11 protein-coding genes are annotated in these 18820 nt (G+C 72.6%); 5 read left to right on the plus strand and 6 right to left on the minus strand.

Features of this window, described 5'->3' with window-relative positions:
- The first annotated feature begins 46 nt into the window (after positions 1-46).
- Positions 47-2038: an NAD-dependent DNA ligase LigA gene (ligA, locus tag EWH70_RS26050; protein WP_130478166.1), complete on the plus strand. Its 1992-nt coding sequence runs from the start codon at positions 47-49 to the stop codon at positions 2036-2038.
- Positions 2039-2059: 21 nt separating this feature from the next.
- Here the strand turns inward: ligA and EWH70_RS26055 are convergent, their stop codons facing one another.
- The 4 genes from EWH70_RS26055 to EWH70_RS26070 all read right to left on the minus strand — a co-directional run bounded on the left by EWH70_RS26055 (position 2060) and on the right by EWH70_RS26070 (position 10583).
- Entirely contained in the window at positions 2060-3961 is a 1902-nt protein-coding gene (locus tag EWH70_RS26055; RefSeq protein ID WP_130478167.1) for a hypothetical protein, read from the minus strand.
- A gap of 102 nt (positions 3962-4063) precedes the next feature.
- Entirely contained in the window at positions 4064-8209 is a 4146-nt protein-coding gene (locus tag EWH70_RS26060; protein WP_130478168.1) for an nSTAND1 domain-containing NTPase, read from the minus strand.
- 55 nt (positions 8210-8264) lie between these two features.
- On the minus strand, positions 8265-9206 hold the full coding sequence (locus EWH70_RS26065; RefSeq protein WP_130478169.1) for an SMP-30/gluconolactonase/LRE family protein: 942 nt from the start codon (positions 9204-9206) through the stop codon (positions 8265-8267).
- Between the two features lie 9 nt (positions 9207-9215).
- Positions 9216-10583 carry a DHA2 family efflux MFS transporter permease subunit gene (locus EWH70_RS26070; protein ID WP_240687238.1) on the minus strand — a complete coding sequence of 456 codons (1368 nt, stop codon included), beginning with the start codon at positions 10581-10583 and terminating at the stop codon, positions 9216-9218.
- A gap of 82 nt (positions 10584-10665) precedes the next feature.
- Here EWH70_RS26070 and EWH70_RS26075 point away from each other — a divergent pair, with 82 nt between their 5' ends.
- Both EWH70_RS26075 and EWH70_RS26080 read left to right on the plus strand, forming a co-directional pair.
- The gene (locus EWH70_RS26075) at positions 10666-11289 is read left to right on the plus strand and encodes a TetR/AcrR family transcriptional regulator (protein WP_130478170.1); all 624 of its coding nucleotides are present in this window, start codon (positions 10666-10668) and stop codon (positions 11287-11289) included.
- A gap of 100 nt (positions 11290-11389) precedes the next feature.
- Positions 11390-12643, plus strand: coding sequence for a GGDEF domain-containing protein (locus EWH70_RS26080; RefSeq protein ID WP_165436420.1), 1254 nt, complete (start codon positions 11390-11392; stop codon positions 12641-12643).
- A gap of 3 nt (positions 12644-12646) precedes the next feature.
- On the opposite strand, the gene EWH70_RS26085 is transcribed toward EWH70_RS26080, so the two are convergent.
- On the minus strand, positions 12647-13591 hold the full coding sequence (locus EWH70_RS26085; protein ID WP_130478172.1) for an NAD(P)-dependent alcohol dehydrogenase: 945 nt from the start codon (positions 13589-13591) through the stop codon (positions 12647-12649).
- A gap of 209 nt (positions 13592-13800) precedes the next feature.
- On the opposite strand from EWH70_RS26085, the gene EWH70_RS26090 reads away from it, so the two are divergent.
- Both EWH70_RS26090 and EWH70_RS26095 read left to right on the plus strand, forming a co-directional pair.
- The gene (locus tag EWH70_RS26090) at positions 13801-16257 is read left to right on the plus strand and encodes a beta-L-arabinofuranosidase domain-containing protein (RefSeq protein WP_130478173.1); all 2457 of its coding nucleotides are present in this window, start codon (positions 13801-13803) and stop codon (positions 16255-16257) included.
- Positions 16258-16345: 88 nt separating this feature from the next.
- Positions 16346-16906 (plus strand): TetR/AcrR family transcriptional regulator, encoded by a 561-nt coding sequence (locus tag EWH70_RS26095; protein ID WP_205669273.1) that lies wholly within the window; start codon positions 16346-16348, stop codon positions 16904-16906.
- Positions 16907-17040: 134 nt separating this feature from the next.
- On the opposite strand, the gene EWH70_RS36785 is transcribed toward EWH70_RS26095, so the two are convergent.
- Positions 17041-18807 carry an HNH endonuclease signature motif containing protein gene (locus tag EWH70_RS36785; RefSeq protein ID WP_476692393.1) on the minus strand — a complete coding sequence of 589 codons (1767 nt, stop codon included), beginning with the start codon at positions 18805-18807 and terminating at the stop codon, positions 17041-17043.
- Between the last annotated feature and the right edge of the window lie 13 nt (positions 18808-18820).

Consider the following 18820-nt stretch of genomic DNA (forward strand, 5'->3'; position numbering starts at 1 on the left):
GGCGTCGCTGAGCGGGGGTGTCGGTGCGGCGGGGTAGCGTTGCGCCGTGGACGCACGGGAGCGCATCGAGGAGCTCGCTGACCAGGTCGTGGTGCTGCGCGACGCCTACTACCGGGGCTCGCCCATGGTGGCCGACGCGGAGTACGACGCGATCGAGGACGAGCTGCGGGAGCTGATCCGGGCCAACCCCGGGCTGGCGCCGGACCCGAACCCGCTGGACCAGGTGGGCGGGCCCGCCGTGCTGCACGCGCCGGTCCGGCACTCCCGCCCGATGCTGTCGCTGGAGAAGGCGACCCAGCCCGAGCAGGTCGTGGCGTTCTTCGACCGCTTCCCCGGGCAGCCGGTCGCCGTGATGCCCAAGCTGGACGGCCTGTCGCTGGCCGTGGTGTACGAGAACGGCAGGCTCGCGCGGGCGGTCACCCGGGGCGACGGCACCACCGGCGACGACGTGACCATGCTGGTGCGGGCCCTCACCGACGGGATCCCGGACCGGGTCGACGCGCCGGGCCGGGTGGAGGTCCGCGGCGAGGCGGTCATGCTGCGGTCCACGTTCGCCGCCTACAACACCGCGCACCCGGACCGGCCGCTGATCAACCCGCGCAACGCCGCCGCGGGCACCCTGCGTGCCAAGGACCCGGCCACCGTCGCCGAGCGCAGGCTGCGGTTCTTCGCCTTCGACCTGGACACCGACCCGGACAGTGTGGAGACCGATCTCGACCTGGCGCTGCGCACACTCGGGTTCACCGCGGCCGACATGCGCCGCTGCACCGACGCGGCGGCGGCCCAGGACGTGATCGCGACGATCGAACGGCAGCGCGACGACCTCGACTACGACCTCGACGGCGCCGTGCTGCGGCTGGCCGACCGCGACGCGTTCGCCGCCGCCGGAACCCGGTCCAGCTCGCCGCGCGGCGCGCTGGCGTACAAGTTCGCCGCCGAGGAGAAGACCACGGTGCTGTCCGATGTGGTCTGGGACGTCGGCAAGACGGGCAAGATCGCCCCGGTCGCCTGGCTGGAGCCGGTGTTCGTCGGCGGGACGACGGTCAGCCGCGCCACGCTGGCCAACCAGGAGGTGATCCGCGCCCGCGGGATCAAGATCGGCGACACCGTGCTGGTGCGCCGGGCGGGCGACGTGATCCCGTTCGTCGCCGGGGTGCTGGACGCGTCCAAGCGCACCGGCGCGGAACGCGAGATCGTGCCGCCCACCGTGTGCCCGTCCTGCGGGCAGCCGCTGACCGAGCAGGGCAACAGCCGGGAACTGTTCTGCACCAACGTGTCCTGTCCCGCCCAGACCGTGCGCAGGCTGATCCACTGGGCCTCGCGGGCGGCGGCCGACATCGACGCCATCGGCGGCGTGTGGATCGAACGGCTGGCCGAGACGGGGATCCTGGAACACCCGTCGGACTTCTACACGCTGACCAGGGAGCGGTTGCTGGAGTTCGACCGCATCGGCGAGGTCTCGGCCACCCGTATGATCGAGTCGATCGACGCGAGCCGTTCGGTCGGCCTGCGCCGCGCGCTGATCGGGCTGGCGATCCCGATGGCCTCGGAAGGCACCGCGGCCCGGCTGTGCCGGGCGGGTTTCGGTTCGCTGGAGGAGGTCGCCGACGCCGGGGTCGACGGGCTGGTGGCCGTCGACGACATCGGGCCGAAGGTCGCCGCGTCGCTGATCGAGCACCTCACCCGGCTGCGGCCCGAGCTGGAGCGCCTGCGGGAGCGCGGGGTGTCGCTGGACGTGCGCGAGGAGGACCTGCCGCCGGTCGTCGCGGCCGGTGCGCCGCTGGCCGGGAAGACGGTCGTGATCACCGGCACGATCAGCGATCCGCGCTCCGGCGAGAAGGTCGCCCGGCCGGCCTTCCAGCGACTGTGCGAGAAGGCCGGCGCGACCGCGGCGTCGTCGGTCTCGGCGAACACCGACATGCTCATCACCGGCGCGGGCGTCGGGGACAGCAAGCTGGCCAAGGCCGAGAAGCTCGGCGTCGAGGTGGTCGACCAGGGCGAGATCTGGCAGCGGCTGATCGCCGCCGGCGTCGCCTGACGAACCGGCCGTGCGGCCGGCTCACTTGCCGACGGTGTAGGCGGCGGTGACGGTCTGGGTGACCGAGTTGCCTGCGGCGTCGGTCGCGCTGGTGCGCACGGCGACGTCCTGGCGCGCCGCGGAACGCGGGTTGAACCAGTGTGCCCGGTAGCGGCCGTCGCCGAGCGGCACCAGCGCGGTCTTCTGCCAGGTCGCGCCGTCGTCGAAGGACACCTCGACGGCGGCCTGCGTGACGGCTTGCTCCGGCGCGCCGGGCGCGGGGCCGAAGGCGACCGTCAGGCGTGCCGGGCCGACCGGCATCGTGCCGTCGAGCGCGGTGTCCAGGCGGGGTGCCACGGTCAGCAGCGGCAGCGCCGAGCACGCCGCCGGGGTGTCGTCGGAGCAGCGCCAGTTGTCCGGGACGGTCTGCTCGGCGGAATGGCCCGAGGTGAACGTCCACTCGGTACGGCTGGCCGTGGAGTGGTGGAACCACGGACCGCTGCGCCGCAGCTCCATCACCGCCCGGTACCGGCCTCGCGCGGCGGGCACGGTGGCCTGGCCGCCGTAGAAGCCGGTGACGTCCAGCAGGCTGGTGCCGTCGGCGGTGAGCAGCCGCAGGCGCGCACTGGTCGTCGTGCCGCCGGACGGGCTGTCCCAGAAGTACACCTTGCCGTCGGGATCCAGCAGCGGTGCCAGGTGGAACCGCATCGAGTCACCCTGCCGGCAGCCCGCGCAGATCCAGGAACTGTTGTCCGGCGCGGGTTCGGCGATGCCCGGCACCATCGGGCCGTGGAAGTAGTCCCTGGGCACCGTCGTGCCCGGCCGGTAGGTCTGCGCATAGCCGATGTGCCTGCCGTCGCCCATCCGGTTGGCGATGACGTTGTCCTGGTACCACAGCCCGGGTGAGCCGACCACGTACTCGGTCCGCCGCACCGGGGTGTCGAAGTAGCGGAAGAAGGCGGCGCCCGCGCTCTCGTGAGCGAAGCGGGACACCCGGGCCACGCCGGTCTGGTGGGCGACGTCGCCGTGGTAACCCACCCGCAGCGCGGCGAGATCCGCGGGCCGGTAGGTGTGGCGCAGGTTGTCGCCGAGGGCGCCGTCGGCCCGGAACTTCAGGTCGTAGGTGTAGGGCTCGGCGGCGCCGGCGGGGGACCGCTTGTGTTCGCCGACGGCGATGTGCCGGTTGCCCACCTCGGCGGCGGGCGCCGGGTTGAACAGGAACTCCGCGGGCTGCTGCGAGTGGAAGTTGAACGCGACGCCGGTGGCACCTTTGGCGTCGGCGGCCTGGTAGTGGACGGAGTTGCCGACCAGTTCGGCCGGTCGCGGGGTGGTGCTTCCTGCGGGCACCGTCGCCGTGCGCGCGTCCAGGGTCACGCTCGTCCCGGCGGTGACGGTGAAGTTCTTGATCACGGTCCGGACCCACCACTTGCCCCCGGTGAAGTCGGGCACGAACGCGGCGGCCTCGTAGTGCCCGCCAGGGACGTCGACGGATGCCGCGCCGTCCACAGTGGACACGAAGCGGGTGTAGCTGGTCTTGTCGTCGAGGTTGGTGACGGCCACCGTCCCGTTGTTCGGCCCGCCGGTTTCGTCGAGGACCGTCAGCCGCAGCGGGTGGGTGGCGGCCACGGGCGGGCTGTCGCCGTGGCCCGGGGCCGTGACGGTGAACAGCGAGCGGTCGAGGCCGGGTGGTGCGCTCGCCGGAATCACGTACAGCCCGCCGTCCGCGTCCCGCTGGGTGACGAACGCGTCCGCCGAGCCGGCCCGGGGCCGCAGCACCGCGGTCTCCTGGCCGCGCGGGCCGTGTACGTCCACCCGGTCGCCGGTCGCCAGCAGCACCGAGCGAACGCCGTCGGCGGGCTCGGCGGCGGCGACCGCCGGGGCGGGCGCGGCCAGCACGCTCAGCCCGCTCAGTGCGGCGGCGATGACACCGGTCCTTCGTCGCATGCAACGACCTCCTCGTCGTCCAGACCCTGACGAGGATGCAATAAACAGAAGATCGATTGCAAGATGTTGACTTACTCTCGAAAGTTCGCGACTGTTGCGGTGTCAGGGGCAGCCGAGCCCGCTCAGGTCCCTGGCCCCGCCGTCGGCGAGGCTGCGACAGATGTCTTCCACGGCGCGGTCCGGCCGCACCCGCCAGACCGCGACGTCGGTGTCCTGCCCGCCGGCGGCGAGGAGGCTGCCGTCGGGGGAGAACACGACGTCGTTGGGTGCGCCGAGCAGCCCGGTGGCGTTGGCCTGCAGGCTGCCGTCGGCGACGTTCCACAGCCGGACGGTCGCGTCGTCGGTGGCCCCGGAAGCCAGCGTCGAGCCGTCGGGGGAGAAGGCCAGGTCCCGGATGGTGGACGGATGCCGGGCACCGAGGTCGCGCAGCACCCGGCCGTCGGCGGGATCGCGCAGCTGGATCTGGCGGTTGCCGCCCGCGGTGGCCAGCAGCGTGCCGTCCGGGCTGACGGCCAGGCCGGTCATGAGTTCCGGGCCGGTCGGAACCGACCACGTCTCGGTGAAGTCGGCGGTGCGCCAGTTCCGCAGCGTGCCGGTGGTGGCGAACCCGCCCGCGGCGTCGGCCGCCGACGCGGTGGTGGCGACGAGATTCGCCCCGTCGGGGGAGAACACCACGCTGTGGGCGGATTCCGGGCCGAGTTCGATCGTCGTGCGTTCGGTCAGCGTCGCGGTCTCCAGGATGTGGATGCGGTAGTCGTCCGGCGTCTCGTCGCCCGCCGTGACCGGGAGGCCCGAGATCACCGCGATCAGGCGGCCGTCCGGGGACAGCGCCATGTCGGTGCGCAGCTGCCGTCCCGGCAGCGGGTGCCTGCGTGGCGGACCGCCGTCCGGGGCGGTGACCTCGACGGTGCCGTCCTGCAGGGCGGTCACCCGGGTGCCGTCCGGGCCGTAGCGGACGGTGGTGGTGATGCTGTCGCCTGCCGACGGCGGTCCGGCCGCCCGGCCGGTGTCCGGGTCCCAGGTGTGCACCGCGCGGTCGCCGTCGGAGGCGGTGACCGTCTTCCCGTCCGGCGCGAACGCGATGCTGATGACCGAGCCGGTGGGGCGGGAGTACCAGGAGGTGTTGCGCTGCCAGCGGGTGACGGTGCCGGTGGTGGTCGCCACCGCCACGGTCGTGGCGTCGGAGGACACGGCGAGGTCGGTGATCGGACCCGAGTCCCACGGGTAGTTGCCCAGCCGCTGACGGCTGGCCATGTCCCAGCGCTGGACCTCGGCCCCGGTGCCCGCGAACAGGCGCAGCCCGTCGGCGCTGAACGCCAGTGCCACCGGGCCGAACCCGCCGCCCATCCGGACCGGGTCCTCCCGCCGGCCGGTTTCGCTGTCCCACAGCCGGATGAGGGTGTCGCCCTGGCTGCTGGTGGCCAGCAGACCCGGGCCGAAGGCGACCCGCATGCCGCCCTCGGCCGGATGCTCGGCCAGCCGGGTGACCAGGGTGGCGTCCGCCGTCCGCCACAGCTCCACGGTCCTGCCCGCGCGGGCGACGGCCAGCCGGGCCGAATCCCCGCTGAAGCCGAGGTCGTGGACGACCGCGCCGTCGCCGGGCAGGCGCCGCGTTTCCTGACCGCTGCGCGGATCCCAGCCGATCACCGGATAGCCGCGGTCGAGCCCGATCGCGGCGATCTCCCGGCCGTCCGGGCGCCAGGCGAGCTGGAAGACACCGGGCAGGGTGCGGACGAGGCGGCCGCTGGGAATCTCCCAGATTCGCACCCCATCGGCCTCCGCGGACGCGGTGGCCAGCAGCGTGCCGTCGGGGGAGAACTCCGTGTCGGACACCGGCTCGGTGTGCCCGGCGAAGCCGGCGGGCAGCGGCCGGCCGGCGCGGACGTCCCACACCACGACCTTGCCGTCGGCCCCGCCGACGGCGGCCAGGCGGCCGTCCGGGCTGAGATCGAGGCTGTAGGCCGTTTTCAGCCCGGAGTCGAACGCCGCCGGGGCGGCCAGCGTGCCCGCCGACAGCAGCGCGCCACGGGCCTCGGCGGTGGGGGCGGCCTGCCACGCCGCCAATGCCTTGCGCATCGACTCCCCGGGGTCGGCGTCGGTGTTGAGCAGGGACTCCGCGGCGAGCTGGCGGGACAGCGCCGCCCGGCGGTCGCGCTCGGCGTCGTCGCGGGCGACGAGCGCGACCACGCCCGCGGTCAGTGCGGCCACGAGCAGGACGGCGAGCCCGGCGACCAGTCCGCGCAGCCGCCGCGTCGAGCGCTGCTGGGCGCGTTCGCTGGCCCGCAGGAAGTCGCGCTCGACGCTGCTCAGATCGGTCCGCCCTTCGGCCCAGTCCTGGGCGGAGGCCAGCCGGACGCCCCGGTACAGCGCGCTCTCGTCGCGGTTGGTGCCCGCCCAGTACCGCGCCGCCTCGTCGAGCTGCTGGCGCACCAGCAGGCCCTGCCGGTCGCGTTCGACCCAGCCCCGCAGCCGGGGCCACGCGGTCAGCAGCGCCTCGTGGCTGAGCTGGGCGCCGTCCTGGCCCGCGGTCACCAGCCGGGCGTCCACCAGCGGTGCCAGCACGGCGGTGTCGACCTCGTCCCGTCCGGCACGGCGGCGGACCACCCCGCCGTCGACGACGGTGACCATCCGCAGCAGCGTGCGCCGCAGTGCCTCCCTGCCCGGGTCGTCCAGTGCGGCGAAGATCCGTTCGGCGGTGGCGGCGACGGCGTTGTCGATGCCGCCGGTCTCGGCGTATCCCCGTGCGGTGAGGGTGTTCCCGCTCCGGTTGCGCCAGGTGGCCAGCAGGGCGTGGGCCAGCAGCGGCAGTGCGCCGGGGTCGTAGTCGGCGCCGTCGCGGACGCCGAGATCGGCCAGCAGCCGGTCGGCCAGTCCGGTCTCGACCGTCAGGCCCGCTGTCGTGGCGGGCTCGGTCACCACCCGGCGCAGTTCGGCCGGTGTCATCGGGCCGAGGACGTACTGCTCGCGCAGCGCGGGCACCAGCGGCTCCAGCCGGGTGCACTGCTCGTAGAAGTCCGCCCGGACGGCGAGCACGACGACGGCGGGTCCCGCGTGCGCCAGCGCCGTGGCGAAGGCCAGCCGCTCACCGGCGTCGGCGCACTGGGTGAACAGCTCCTCGAACTGGTCGACCACGATCACCAGCCGCGCCCGGTCCCCGCCCCGGGCGAGTGCGGCCTGCCTGGTGAGCGCGCCGAACCCGGCGGGTGACTCGCGTAGCTGGCCGGCCGCGGCGACGGCGGGCACACCGGCCAGCGTCGCCACCCGCGCGGCCAGTTCGGTGACCGGCGTGGCGCCCGGCGTCAGCACCAGCCGTGGCCAGTGCGCGGAGTCGGCGGCGGGCAGGTCACCGGCGGCCAGGGCAGGCAGCAGGCCCGCGCGCAGCAGCGAGGACTTGCCCGCGCCGGACGCGCCCACCAGCACCAGCGGCCCACCGGGCCGTTCGGCGAGCCTGGTCAGCAGTTCGGCCACGGCGTTCTCCCTGCCGTGGAACCATTCGGCGTCGCCGGGCTGGAAACTGGCCAGGCCGGGGTAGGGGCAGGGACCGTCGGCGGGCGGTTCGGTCTCGCGGCGCTCGCCGGGCCGCAGCCACTGCCGCACCCTGGTCACCGCGACCAGGAACCGGTGGGTGACGTCGCTCTGCTCGCGTTGCTCGGTGCGGGCCAGCAGCAGCTCGCGCTGGACGCCGGCCAGCGCGGTGGCCGAGTCGGACAGGGCCTGGCGCAGCTCGGTGAGCATCCACCGGAACTCGTCGAAGTCGCTGCCCAGCACCGCGATCGCGCCGACCAGTTCCTGGTGCAGTTCCTGGGCGTGGGCCGCCGATTCGGTCAGTGCCGCGCCGATGCCGTCGACGGCCCGCAGCAGCCTGCCCACCTCGTCCCGCAGCTGCTCGCTGTCCTCGTCCGCGGATTCCAGGCGTGCCAGCAGTTCCTCGGCGACCGCGTCGCGCCACTGCTCGGCCGAGGGCTCGATGCCCTTGCCGCGCATCCGGTCGGCGGTGTCGGCGAGCACGCCGGCCAGGTAGTTGCCGCCCATGCCGCCGAGCTGGTCGAGCGCGGCGGCGAACGCGTCCGCGCCGCCCAGCGCCGCCCCGGCGACCGGTGCCACGGCCGAGGCGGTGAGGAAGGCGTACATCCCGTACGGGGTGGCTTTGCGCAGGCCACGCCCGGTACCCCGGCCCGCCGCCCGCACCCACTCACGGACTCCCCGTCGTGCTGCTGTCCCCGGATCACCGTCGGATGCCGGCGGCATGGCTCAACCCCCTTTGTCGGACAGGGTCAAACCAACCACGCCACGGGGCGTGCGATCACGGTAGTTCTGCCGACAAGCCGTCCAGCCTGGCGATCGCGGTGCCGACCAGGCTGCCGAACCAGAGCGTGCCGTGGTGTTCCCGGACGCCGGTGAGCACCTGGAAGCCGGCCAGCTCCCCGCTCAGGTCGTGCACCACCTCGCCGTCCGGCCGTACGCCCAGCACCCCGCACCGGCGTGCCGGGGACGGCTGGGCCCACGTCGGCAGCGCCCGCACGGCCGCGCGCAGCGGCGCGGGCAGGGCACGGACGATCCTCAGTGCGGCCACCGTGGGGCTGGCCTGGGTGATCCAGAGCAGGCCGTCGGTTCCGGTCGAGCTGTTGTCCGGGTGCCCGGGCAGCCCGTCCAGGAACGTCCGCGCGGTGCCGCCGCTCAGCTCGACCGCGCGGACCCGGCAGGCGCCGGTCTCGGCGACCGTCACGAAGGACTCGTCCGGGGCCAGTGCCACGCCGTTGGCGAACTGCAGGCCGTCGAGCAGCAGGTCGATCGCGCCGTCCGGCGTCCGGCGCAGCAGCCGCCCGGTCCCGGTCTGCTCGATCAGGTCCTCGCGCCAGCGCGGGATGGGGAACCTGGTGGAGGAGTCGGAGAAGTAGACGGTGCCGTCCGCGGCGACCGCGGCGTTGTTGCACGCCAGCAGCTTCCGCCCGCCTGCCCGGTCGGCGAGCTGCCGGACCCGCCCCGAGGCCGGGGTCACCACGAGCAGCCCGCGGTCCTGGTCGCACACCAGCAGCTCGCCCGGCCCGTACAGCTCGATGCCCAGTGGCCGCCCGCCGGTGTCGGCGACGGTCCGGATCAGCGCTCCGCCCTCGGACACCGCGATGATCCGGCCGTCGGCGAGTCCGGTGTAGACGGTCCCGTCCGCGTCGACGACGACGTCCTCCGGGCCGGAGCCGTTGACCGGGACGACGGTGGTGCGGGCGAAGTCGGGGTAGCCAGCCATTCCCCGACACTAGCGCCGTGGGCGGGGAAACAGCAGCGCGGGCACGATCGCCACGGCGGACAGCGCGATCGCCCACCAGAACGTGGTGCCGTAGGCCGCTTCCGGTGCCGTGTCCTGGCCGAGCAGGACCATGGTCAGCACGGCCGTCCCGACGGATCCGCCGATGCGGTTGAGCACGTTGACCGCACTGGCCGCGCGGGCCGTCTGGTCGGTTTCGACGCTCGCGTAGGCCGCCCCCATCGTCGGCCCCATCACCGCGCCGAGCCCGGCGCCGCGGACGAACAGGGCCAACGACAGCAGCCACCCGGGCAGTGCCCCGAGCGCGAACGGGACCGTGCCGGCGAGCGCGAGCACGATCCCGGCCGTCACCACCACGCGGAACCCCCGCCGGTCCGCCTGCGTGCCCGCGACGAGCGCGCCCGCCGCGGCGCCGAGTGCCTGCGGCACGAGCAGCAGGCCGACCTGGAGGTCGTCGGCGTGGTGGATCTGCTGGTAGTACAGCGGAAGCAGGACCATCGAGCTGTACAGCGACGCACCGGCGACGAACGAGGTGGCGGCGGCGACGGCGAACCCGCGCCGCGCGAACAGCCGGACGTCGATCAGCGGCGGCGTCTTCTTGCGCAACGCGTGCAGCACGTACCAGCCGATCAGCGCCGCGCCCGCGGCCAGCGCGGTCGTTCCCGCCGGGCTGAGCCCGCCGCCGTCGACGGCGGTCAGGCCGTAGACCACGGCCGCGAGCCCCGGCGACAGCAGCGCGAGACCGAGCACGTCGAACCGGTCGCCGCGGCGGGTGTCGCCGTCGGCGGGCACCAGCCGGGCCGCCAGCGGCAGCGCGACCAGGCAGATCGGCAGGTTCAGGAAGAAGATCCACCGCCACCCGGCGTTCTCGACGAGCACCCCGCCGAGGATCGGTCCCAGCACCGGGGCGAACGTGACCGGCGCGGACAGCAGGCTCATCAGCCTGCCGATGACGGCGGGCCCGGCCGCCTTGGCCACGATGATCTGGCCGACCGGGTTCATCAGGCCGCCGCCGACGGCCTGCAGCGTGCGGAACGCCAGCAGCGACGGCAGCGACCAGGCCAGGCCGCACAGCACCGAGCCGAGGGTGAACAGACCGACCGCGGCCAGCCACGTCCGGCGGGCTCCGAAGCGTTCGCTCACCCAGCCCGACACCGGCATCACCAGCGCGATCCCGAGCAGGTAGCCGGTCGCCACCCACTGCACGTCGGCGAGCGAGGCCTGGAAACCGGCGGCCATGTCGCCGAGGGCGATGCCGACGGCGGTCGCGTCGATCCCGGCGAGGACCGGTGCGCTGCCGAGCACCAGCCCCATCCTGAGCAGGCGCGGGTCGAGGCGGGGAGTTGTCGATGTGGTCACGAGCTAGAAATTAGGTCACGCCTAATCAATGGGTCAAGTACATTAACTGGGTCCTGCTCAGTCAGGGGGTACAGTGACGCGGGTGACGGCAGAACGGCTCCGGGAGCGCACCAAACGCCAGACGCGGCAGCTGATCTCGGACGTGGCGACCCGCCTGTTCGAGGAGAAGGGCTTCGGCAACGTGACGATCGCGGAGATCGCCGCCGCGGCCGGGGTCGCCAGGATGACGGTCACCAACCACTTCCCGCTCAAGGAGGATCTGGTCTTCGACCGGGCCGAGCAGCTGCGCACCAGCCTGGCCCGCACGGTCGCGGCCCGTGCGCCCGGGACGTCGGCGCTGGAGGCGCTGCGCCGGGAGTACGCGGAGCGGGTCGACTGTGGCGACGGCATGCTCGGCGGCACCGACGCGGCGTGGGCGCGCATGGTGTGCGACAGCCCGGTGCTGCTGGCCAGGCTGCGTGAGCTGTACGACCAGGCGGAGGCGGAGCTGGCGGCACAGCTGGCCGCGGAGTCCGGCGACGACGGCATCGTGCCGAAGATCGTCGCCGCGCAGCTGGCCGCGGTGCAGCGCCTGCTGTTCCACCACGCCCTGCGCCGCAGCGTGGCGGGGGACAGCCACGACGAGATCCTGCGGTCGCTCGGGCGGGCCGCCGAGGAGGCCTACGCCGTACTGGCCCCGGCGATCGGCGACTACGGACGCGCCTGACCTGGTGCGTCCGGGTGAACTATCGCGGTACGTGTCCGTATCGCGACCGTCCGGGCATACCGTGCTCCTTCAGGGGAGGGGCCGGATGGGTGTATTGCCGATGGCGGACAGACCCAGGGGCCACGCGGGCTGGACCGTGTGGTCGCACAGTGTGCCGTCGAAACTGTTGATCGTCTCGGTCGAGGTGGCGGCGGCGGTCTCGCTGGCCGCGAGCGTCGCGGTGTTCCGCGGAACGTGGCGGGACGCCGTCACCTGCGGTCTCGTGGTGGCCTGCGGCCTCGCCGCCGCGGAGGTCTCCCGCCGGGCCGAGCTTCGCCGCCGGCTGTTCGCCGACACCCCGCACGTCAACTTCTCCTCGGTGTGGACGCTGGCCGGCGCGCTCGTGCTGCCGCCCGCGCTGGCCGCGGTGGTGACCGTCGTGCTGTACGCCCACCTGTGGTGGCGCAGCGCCACCGCGGACGGTTACGTCTCGCGGTTCACCTTCAACGCCTGCAACGTGATCCTGTCCTGCCACGGCACCGCCTGGGTCGCCGGTGAACTGGGCCTGCTCCCGCTCGACCCGGCGGTCACCGTTCACGAGGCCGCGCTGCTCGTCGCCACCATCGCCGTCTACTTCCTGGTCAACTCGGCGATTGCGGCCGTGTCGATCGCGCTCGTGCGCGACGACCACAGTCCCCGCCAGCTGCTGGGGTCGCTGACGGAGAACCTGCTGGAACTGGCGACCCTGTGCCTGGGCGCGATCACCGCGCTGCTGCTGGCCTGGCAGCCCGCCCTGATCGTGCTGATCTTCGTGCCGCTCTACGCCGTGCACCGGACCGTGCTGCCCCGCCAGCTCGAACACGCCGCGACCACCGACGTCAAAACCGGTCTGCTCAACGCGGTGGCCTGGCGGGCCCTCGCCGAGGCCGAACTCGAACGAGTGGACCGGCGGGGCGGCGAGGCCGGGATCCTGATGATCGACCTGGACCACTTCCGGCGGATCAACAACGACTTCGGGCACCTCGCGGGTGACGCCGCCCTGCGGGCCGTCGCCGACGCGATCCGCGGCGAGGTCCCCGACTGCGAGCGGCTGTGTGGCCGGTTCGGCGGCGAGGAGTTCGTGGTGACTGTCCCCGGCGCCTCCGCTGAGACGCTGGAACGGGTCGCCGGCCGCATCTGCCGGGCGATCACCCGGCTGCGGGTGACCGGAATCCACGACCGGCCGGGCGCCCGCCCGCTCAGCGCGTCCATCGGCGGCGCGCTGTATCCGGCGGTGGGCCCGACGCTCCAGGAAGTCCTGCTCGCCGCCGACGCGGCGTTGCTCGCCGCCAAGTACGCCGGCCGCAACCGGGTGCGGGTCAGGGCTTCGGCCTGACCGTCAGGGGAACTCCACGACGATCTTGCCGCGCACGCCGCCCCGCTCCAGCGCCCGGTGGGCCTCGGCGACCTGGCCGAGCGGGAACACCCGGTCGACCAGCGGGCGGATCGCCCCGGACTCGACCCAGCGGCCCAGCTCGGCCAGCAGCGGGGTGGTCGGGTTACCGCTGAAGAAGCGCACCCAGCGTCGGCGGCGCACGGCGTTGGCCGCGATGTAGCCCAGTGACCGGACCGGGTGATCGAGGTCGAACGCGATCGCCACCATCCGGCCGTCCCGGGTGAGCAGCCGGCGGAAGGCGGGCAGCCCGGTGCCGACGGTGTCGAGCACGACGTCGAACCGGCCCAGCTCCCCGGGTGCCCGGTAGTCGGCCGCCTCGTCCGCGCCGAGTTCCTTCACCAGGTCCACATTGGACGAACTGACCAGCCCGGTGACGTGCGCGCCCATCGCCTTCCCGAGCTGCACCGCGACGTAGCCGACGCCGCCGGTGGCGCCGCGGACCAGCAGCCGCTCGCCGGGGGCGAGCGCGGCCAGGTCGCGCAGCGCGGTGATCGCCGTCGTCCCGACGGGCAGGGCGGCGGCCCGCACCGCGTCGAGCCCGGCGGGGACGTGGTCGAGCCGGCCGGCGGGGACCGCGACGTACTCCGCCGCCGATCCCATCCGCCGTCCGAGCAGCCCCCAGACCAGGTCGCCTTCGGCGAACCGGCCCGTGGCGGTGACGACCTCGCCGACCAGGTCGATGCCGACGCGCTTGGGGAAGCGGTTGCCGCTGAACGGGCGCAGCCGCCCGGCTCGCAGCGCCGGCTCGCCGCCGTTGACCGACACCGCCCGGACCCGGACCAGGACCTCGCCGGGACCCGGCCGCGGAACCGGCCCGGTGGACACCGACAGGACATCCGGTGGCCCGTACCGGTCGAAGGTGACGAGCCGCATCGAAGTGGAGACCATGCTCCACTTGTAGCAACGGAACGCGTCCGGGTGGGGCAAGTGAGAAGAACGCGCCGGGCCGTATCCCAGTTGGCAATCGCACAGCGAATCCAACATTGTCCAACATCAATCTGTTGATTATTGACTTCTTCCGTTTGAAGTTGAAATATGGCTGAGAGTTGCTCACGTCCTCGAACTCCCCCTGCCGCCCCGAGACGACGAGGTCCGCGATGAAGCGAGAGCCCGAATTCACGTCAGTTCCCGTTGGCAGACGGCGGTTTCTCGGCGGGCTCGCGCTCGCCGGTGCCGCGCTCGCGCTGCCCTGGCAGGCACATGCCGCCCCCGAGGGGATGCGTGGCGGGCCCCGGCCGTCCCGGGGCGGGCACTACGTGCCCAACCGCGCGCCGCTGCAGCCGGTGCCGTTCCAGAAGCTCCCGCCCGGCGCGGTCCGCCCACGCGGCTGGCTGCGTCAGCAGCTCGACCTGCAGATCCACGGCCTGGCCGGGCGGTTCGACGAGGTGTCCGGTTTCCTGGTCTACGACACCAACGGCTGGGTCAACCCCCGGCTGGGAGCCTGGGAGGAACTGCCGTACTGGCTGCGTGGTCTCGGCGATCTCGGCTACGTCACCGGCGACCAGGGCATTCTCGGCAAGGCCGAACGCTGGATCCAGGGCATCATGGCGACGCAGGCCGCCGACGGCTGGTTCGGCCCGGAGGGCCTGCGGACCTCGCTGGAGGGCGGCCCGGACTTCTGGCCCGGTATGCCGTTGCTGGGCGCGTTGCGGTCGTGGCAGGAGTACTCCGGCGACGACCGCGTGGTTCCGTTCATGACCCGCTACTTCGACTTCCAGAACCGTCAGCCTGCCGAGGTGTTCAACCGCTCGTGGGGCGCTTTCCGCTGGGGCGACAACATCGACAGCGTGTACTGGCTGTACAACCGCACGGGCGAGGGCTGGCTGCTCGACCTGGCGACGAAGATGCACCGCGGCTCGGCCGACTACACCACCGGAATCCCCACCTGGCACAACGTCAACCTGGCCCAGGGTTTCCGGGAACCGTTGCAGTACGGCCTGCTCGCCGGCGACGCCCGGTTCCGCGAGGCCACCTACCGCAACTACGGCACCGTGATGTCGCGCTACGGCCAGTTCGCCGGGGGAGGGTTCGCCGGCGACGAGAACTGCCGTCCCGGGTTCGGCGATCCGCGGCAGGGTTTCGAGACGTGCGGGATCGTCGAGTTCATGCACAGTTTCCAGCTGCTCACCCGGTTCACCGCGGACACCTCGTGGGCCGACCGGTGCGAGGATCTGGCGTTCAACCTGCTTCCGGCGTCCTACGACGCGGAGCAGCGCGTGCTGCACTACGTCACCAGCGCCAACAGCGTCCAGCTCGACGACGGGCTCAAGCACGGCCAGTTCCAGAACGGGTTTCCCATGCAGGCCTACAAACCCGGCATCCACGAGTACCGCTGCTGCCCGCACAACTACGGGATGGGCTGGCCGTACTTCACCGAGGAACTGTGGCTGGCGACCTGCGACGGCGGCCTGGCCGCGTCGATGTACTCGCCAAGCGAGGTCCGTGCGGTGGTCGGCGAGGGCACCGAGGTCGTGATCACCGAGGACACCGAGTACCCGTTCGACGAGCAGGTCCGGCTGACCGTCACCACGCCGAAACCGGTGGCCTTCCCGCTGTACCTGCGCATCCCGCACTGGGCGAGGGGAGCGACCGTGCAGGCACCCGGGGCCGCGCCCGTCCCCGCCGCCGCCGGACAGTGGTCCACAGTGGACCGGACCTGGCACAGCGGGGACGTGCTCACCCTGCGGCTGCCGATGCGGATCACGACCCGCCGCTGGCACGACAACCACGACTCGGTGTCGGTCGACCGTGGACCACTGACGTACTCGCTGGAGATCGGCGAACGCGTCGAACGGTTCGGCGGCACGCCGGAGTGGCCGGCGCTGGCGGTGTATCCGACCTCGCCGTGGAACTACGGGCTGGTCACCCCCGGCGGTTTCGACGTGGAGCGGCGGCCGGTGAGCGGGAACCCGTTCACCCACGACGGCGCACCGGTGCGGCTGCGGGCCCAGGCCAAGCGCATCGCCGAGTGGGAAGCCGACAGCGAGAACGTCGTCGGCCTGCTGCAGCCCAGCCCCGCCCGCTCCGACGCCCCGGCCGAGACGGTGACGCTGATCCCGATGGGGGCCGCGCGGCTGCGGATCACCTCGTTCCCGACGACACCGGCCGGGGGCGGCGGCCACCGCTGGCAGCGGCGGCCGCACATCACGGCGTCGCACGTCTACCAGCACGATTCCTACGAGGCCGTCAACGACGGCAGGACCCCGGCGGGTTCCGGTGACCAGTCGATCCCGCGCTTCACCTGGTGGGACCGGCGCGGCAGCACCGAGTGGATCCAGTGGGACCTGCGTGAGCCGCGCACGATCGGGCAGGCCGCGGTGTACTGGTTCGACGACACCGGCGTGGGGCAGTGCCGCGTGCCCGCGTCGTGGCGGGTGCTCTGGCTGGACGGCGAGACCTGGCGCCCGGTTCCCGGCGCCGGCCCGTACGGGACGGACCGGGACCGGGACAACGTCGTCCGCTTCGACCCGGTGCACGCACGGTTCCTGCGGGTCGAGGCGGTGCTCCGGCCCGGTTTCTCCGGCGGCATCCTGGAGATGTCCTTCACCCCGTGACCAGGCCCGCGGGCCCTGGCGACTCGCCGGATACCGACCGTTCTGTCTGTTACATTGTGTTCCGATGGCGCGCAACGCTCGAGGTCAGGTGTCCGAAGCACGGTCGCGGCTGCTGGCGACGGCCACGCAGCTCTTCTACGCGGAGGGGCTGCACGCCGTGGGGATCGACCGGATCGTCGCGGAGGCGAAGGTCACCCGTGCCACGTTGTACCGGCATTTCCCCAGCAAGGAAGACCTCGTCGTCGCCTATCTACGGGGCGTCCACGACATGGAGCGTGACGGAGTCGGCGAGGCTCTCGCCAGTGGCCTGCCGCCGGTCGAGGTCCTGCGGGCGGTCGCCAAGTCGATCGCGCAGGGAATCCAGTCGCCGCACTTCCGCGGATGTGCCTTCCTCAACGCGGCAGCGGAGTACCCGGATCCCCGGCATCCCGTGCATGCCGCCGTCCTCGCTCACCGGGAGTGGTTCCTCGGCACCATCACGGACTTGTTCGAGCAGGCCGGCGAGACGCCGCCGGATCCCGCCGGGCGGCTCTTCGTGATGCTGCGAGACGGTGCGATGGCGTCGGGCTGCCTGGCGGACCCGGTGGAGGTCTGCGACACCTTTCTCCGTGGCGTAGACGGAATCCTGCGATCCACGCGGTCCAAGTAGTCGACGGCCGCGCCCGGCGATCGATGATGAGGTAGAACGTTCGGTCTTGACACAGGGTGGGTGAGTCGGCCACTCTGAAAGAGATAGAACGTTCGGTCTTGTTATTCGAGAGGACTACCGTGACCACCGTTGACTCACCCGCGGGCGGGATCGCGCCGACGTTGCGCCGGCTGTACTTCGTGCGGTTCGCGTTCGCCATCGTCTGGGCCGGCTTGCTGTTCGTCACCAAGTCGCAGCTCGGGCCGCTGGCTGTGACCCTGCTGGTTCTGTATCCCCTGTTCGACGTGGTCGCGGCTGTCGTGGACGCTCGTTCGTCCCGCGCCGCCGGGCCGGTTCGTGGCCTGCTCGTCAACATCGCGATCAGCTTGCTCGCGGCCGTCGGCTTGGCTGTTGCCTGCACGTCCGGGCTGCCTGCCGTACTGCGGGTGTGGGGCGCCTGGGCGATCGTCGCCGGGCTCGTCCAGCTGATCGTTGCCGTGGCCCGCCGCGCGCTGGGAGGTCAGTGGCCGATGATCCTCAGCGGCGGTCTTTCCGTGCTGGCCGGAACGACGTTCGTCATCGGAGCGTCCGCCCCTGATCCGGTATTGACCAACGTGGCCGGCTACGCGGTCCTCGGCGGAATCTTCTTCCTTGTCTCGGCGATTCGCCTCGGCCGGACGGTCGGGCTGAAGGCGGACACCGTCCACTCCTGACTGTCGGGGTGGTGGGTCGTGTGCGGTGTTGCGGATGGGTCTTCGTTTCGGGTCGTACCAGGTGGGTGGGATCCATTCGATGGCGCCGTTGTGCAGGCGCATGGTCCAGCCGCCGTGGTGGAGCAGGTGGTGGTCGCGTTCGCAGGTGAAGCCGAGCCCAGCGAGGTTGGTGGGGCCGCCGTCGGCCCAGTGCACCGTATGGTGGGGCACGCACCATTTCGGCCCCCGGGTACACCCCGGCGCCGTACACCCCTTGTCCCGCAGGGCCAGTGCCCGCCGCTGGGCCGGGGTGGCGGTCCGCACGGCGCGCCCCAGGTCGAGGACCTCGCCTTGGCTTCCGAGGACGGCGGGCACGACGCGGGCGTCGCAGCACATCTTGCGTAGCTGGTCCACGGTGACCGCGCCGTAGCCGTCCAGGAACGCGGTCCCGGCCCGCCGCTGGAGTTCGTCCAGGCCGACTGTCACGGTGACCACGGCTCGTTCGGCGGCTTTGACCGGGAGGTCGGGGGCGCGGGCGGCCAGGTCGAACACCGCCGCCACCGCGTCGCCGTGGCGTTCCGCCGTGGTGCGCTGATCCGGCAGGCCCTGCACGGCGGCGTCGGGTTTGGCCAGCGGGACCAGCAACGCTTCGGCCAGCGCGGCGGTCTCCGGATCGAACTCCCCGGTGAACCGCATCCGGCCTTCCCGGGTGAACGTGTACCGGAACTCCCGCCGCGGCCGCGCCAAATCCCGATCGACATCCGCCGGTGGCTTGTCCTCCAGATCCCAATGGGCCAGCAACCGACGGCCCGCTTTGCGCACGTTCGCCGGCGGGGCTTGCTTCGCCAACTCCACCAAGGTCTGTTCGCTCGCCGACAACTGCTCCGGTGTCACCGAACCCGGAGCCTTGGACAGCACCTGCTCAATCTCCCGCACATGCTCAAAACTGATCTCCCCCGCCGCCAACGCGGCCCGCAGTACGGGGAGGTCCGCGGTGGCGGCGGCGACCCGGGCGCGGGCTTCCCGGCGGGAGACCCGCATCCCCCGCTCCAACAGCGCCGCCGTATCCCGAAACCCATTACTCCCCGCCAGACCGCGTTTGTCCGCCTCGGCCACCAGTTCAAGGTTGCGGGCGTACTCCCGCGCCAACCCGGCCTCGGACGCGACCAGAGCGGCCGACAACTCCCCCTCCGAGAGCTGCCACGCCGGAATCACCCCGTCAACGTCCACACACCCATTCTAA

The organism is Amycolatopsis suaedae (assembly GCF_004214935.1).
Lineage (GTDB): Bacteria > Actinomycetota > Actinomycetes > Mycobacteriales > Pseudonocardiaceae > Amycolatopsis > Amycolatopsis suaedae.

Coding starts and splice junctions, on each gene's coding strand:
- EWH70_RS26085 (WP_130478172.1), bottom strand. CDS start 13,591: ATGGTCTCCACTTCGATGCGGCTCGTCACCTTCGACCGGTACGGGCCA.
- EWH70_RS26055 (WP_130478167.1), bottom strand. CDS start 3,961: ATGCGACGAAGGACCGGTGTCATCGCCGCCGCACTGAGCGGGCTGAGC.
- EWH70_RS26090 (WP_130478173.1), top strand. CDS start 13,801: ATGAAGCGAGAGCCCGAATTCACGTCAGTTCCCGTTGGCAGACGGCGG.
- EWH70_RS26080 (WP_165436420.1), top strand. CDS start 11,390: ATGGCGGACAGACCCAGGGGCCACGCGGGCTGGACCGTGTGGTCGCAC.
- EWH70_RS26060 (WP_130478168.1), bottom strand. CDS start 8,209: ATGCCGCCGGCATCCGACGGTGATCCGGGGACAGCAGCACGACGGGGA.
- EWH70_RS26065 (WP_130478169.1), bottom strand. CDS start 9,206: ATGGCTGGCTACCCCGACTTCGCCCGCACCACCGTCGTCCCGGTCAAC.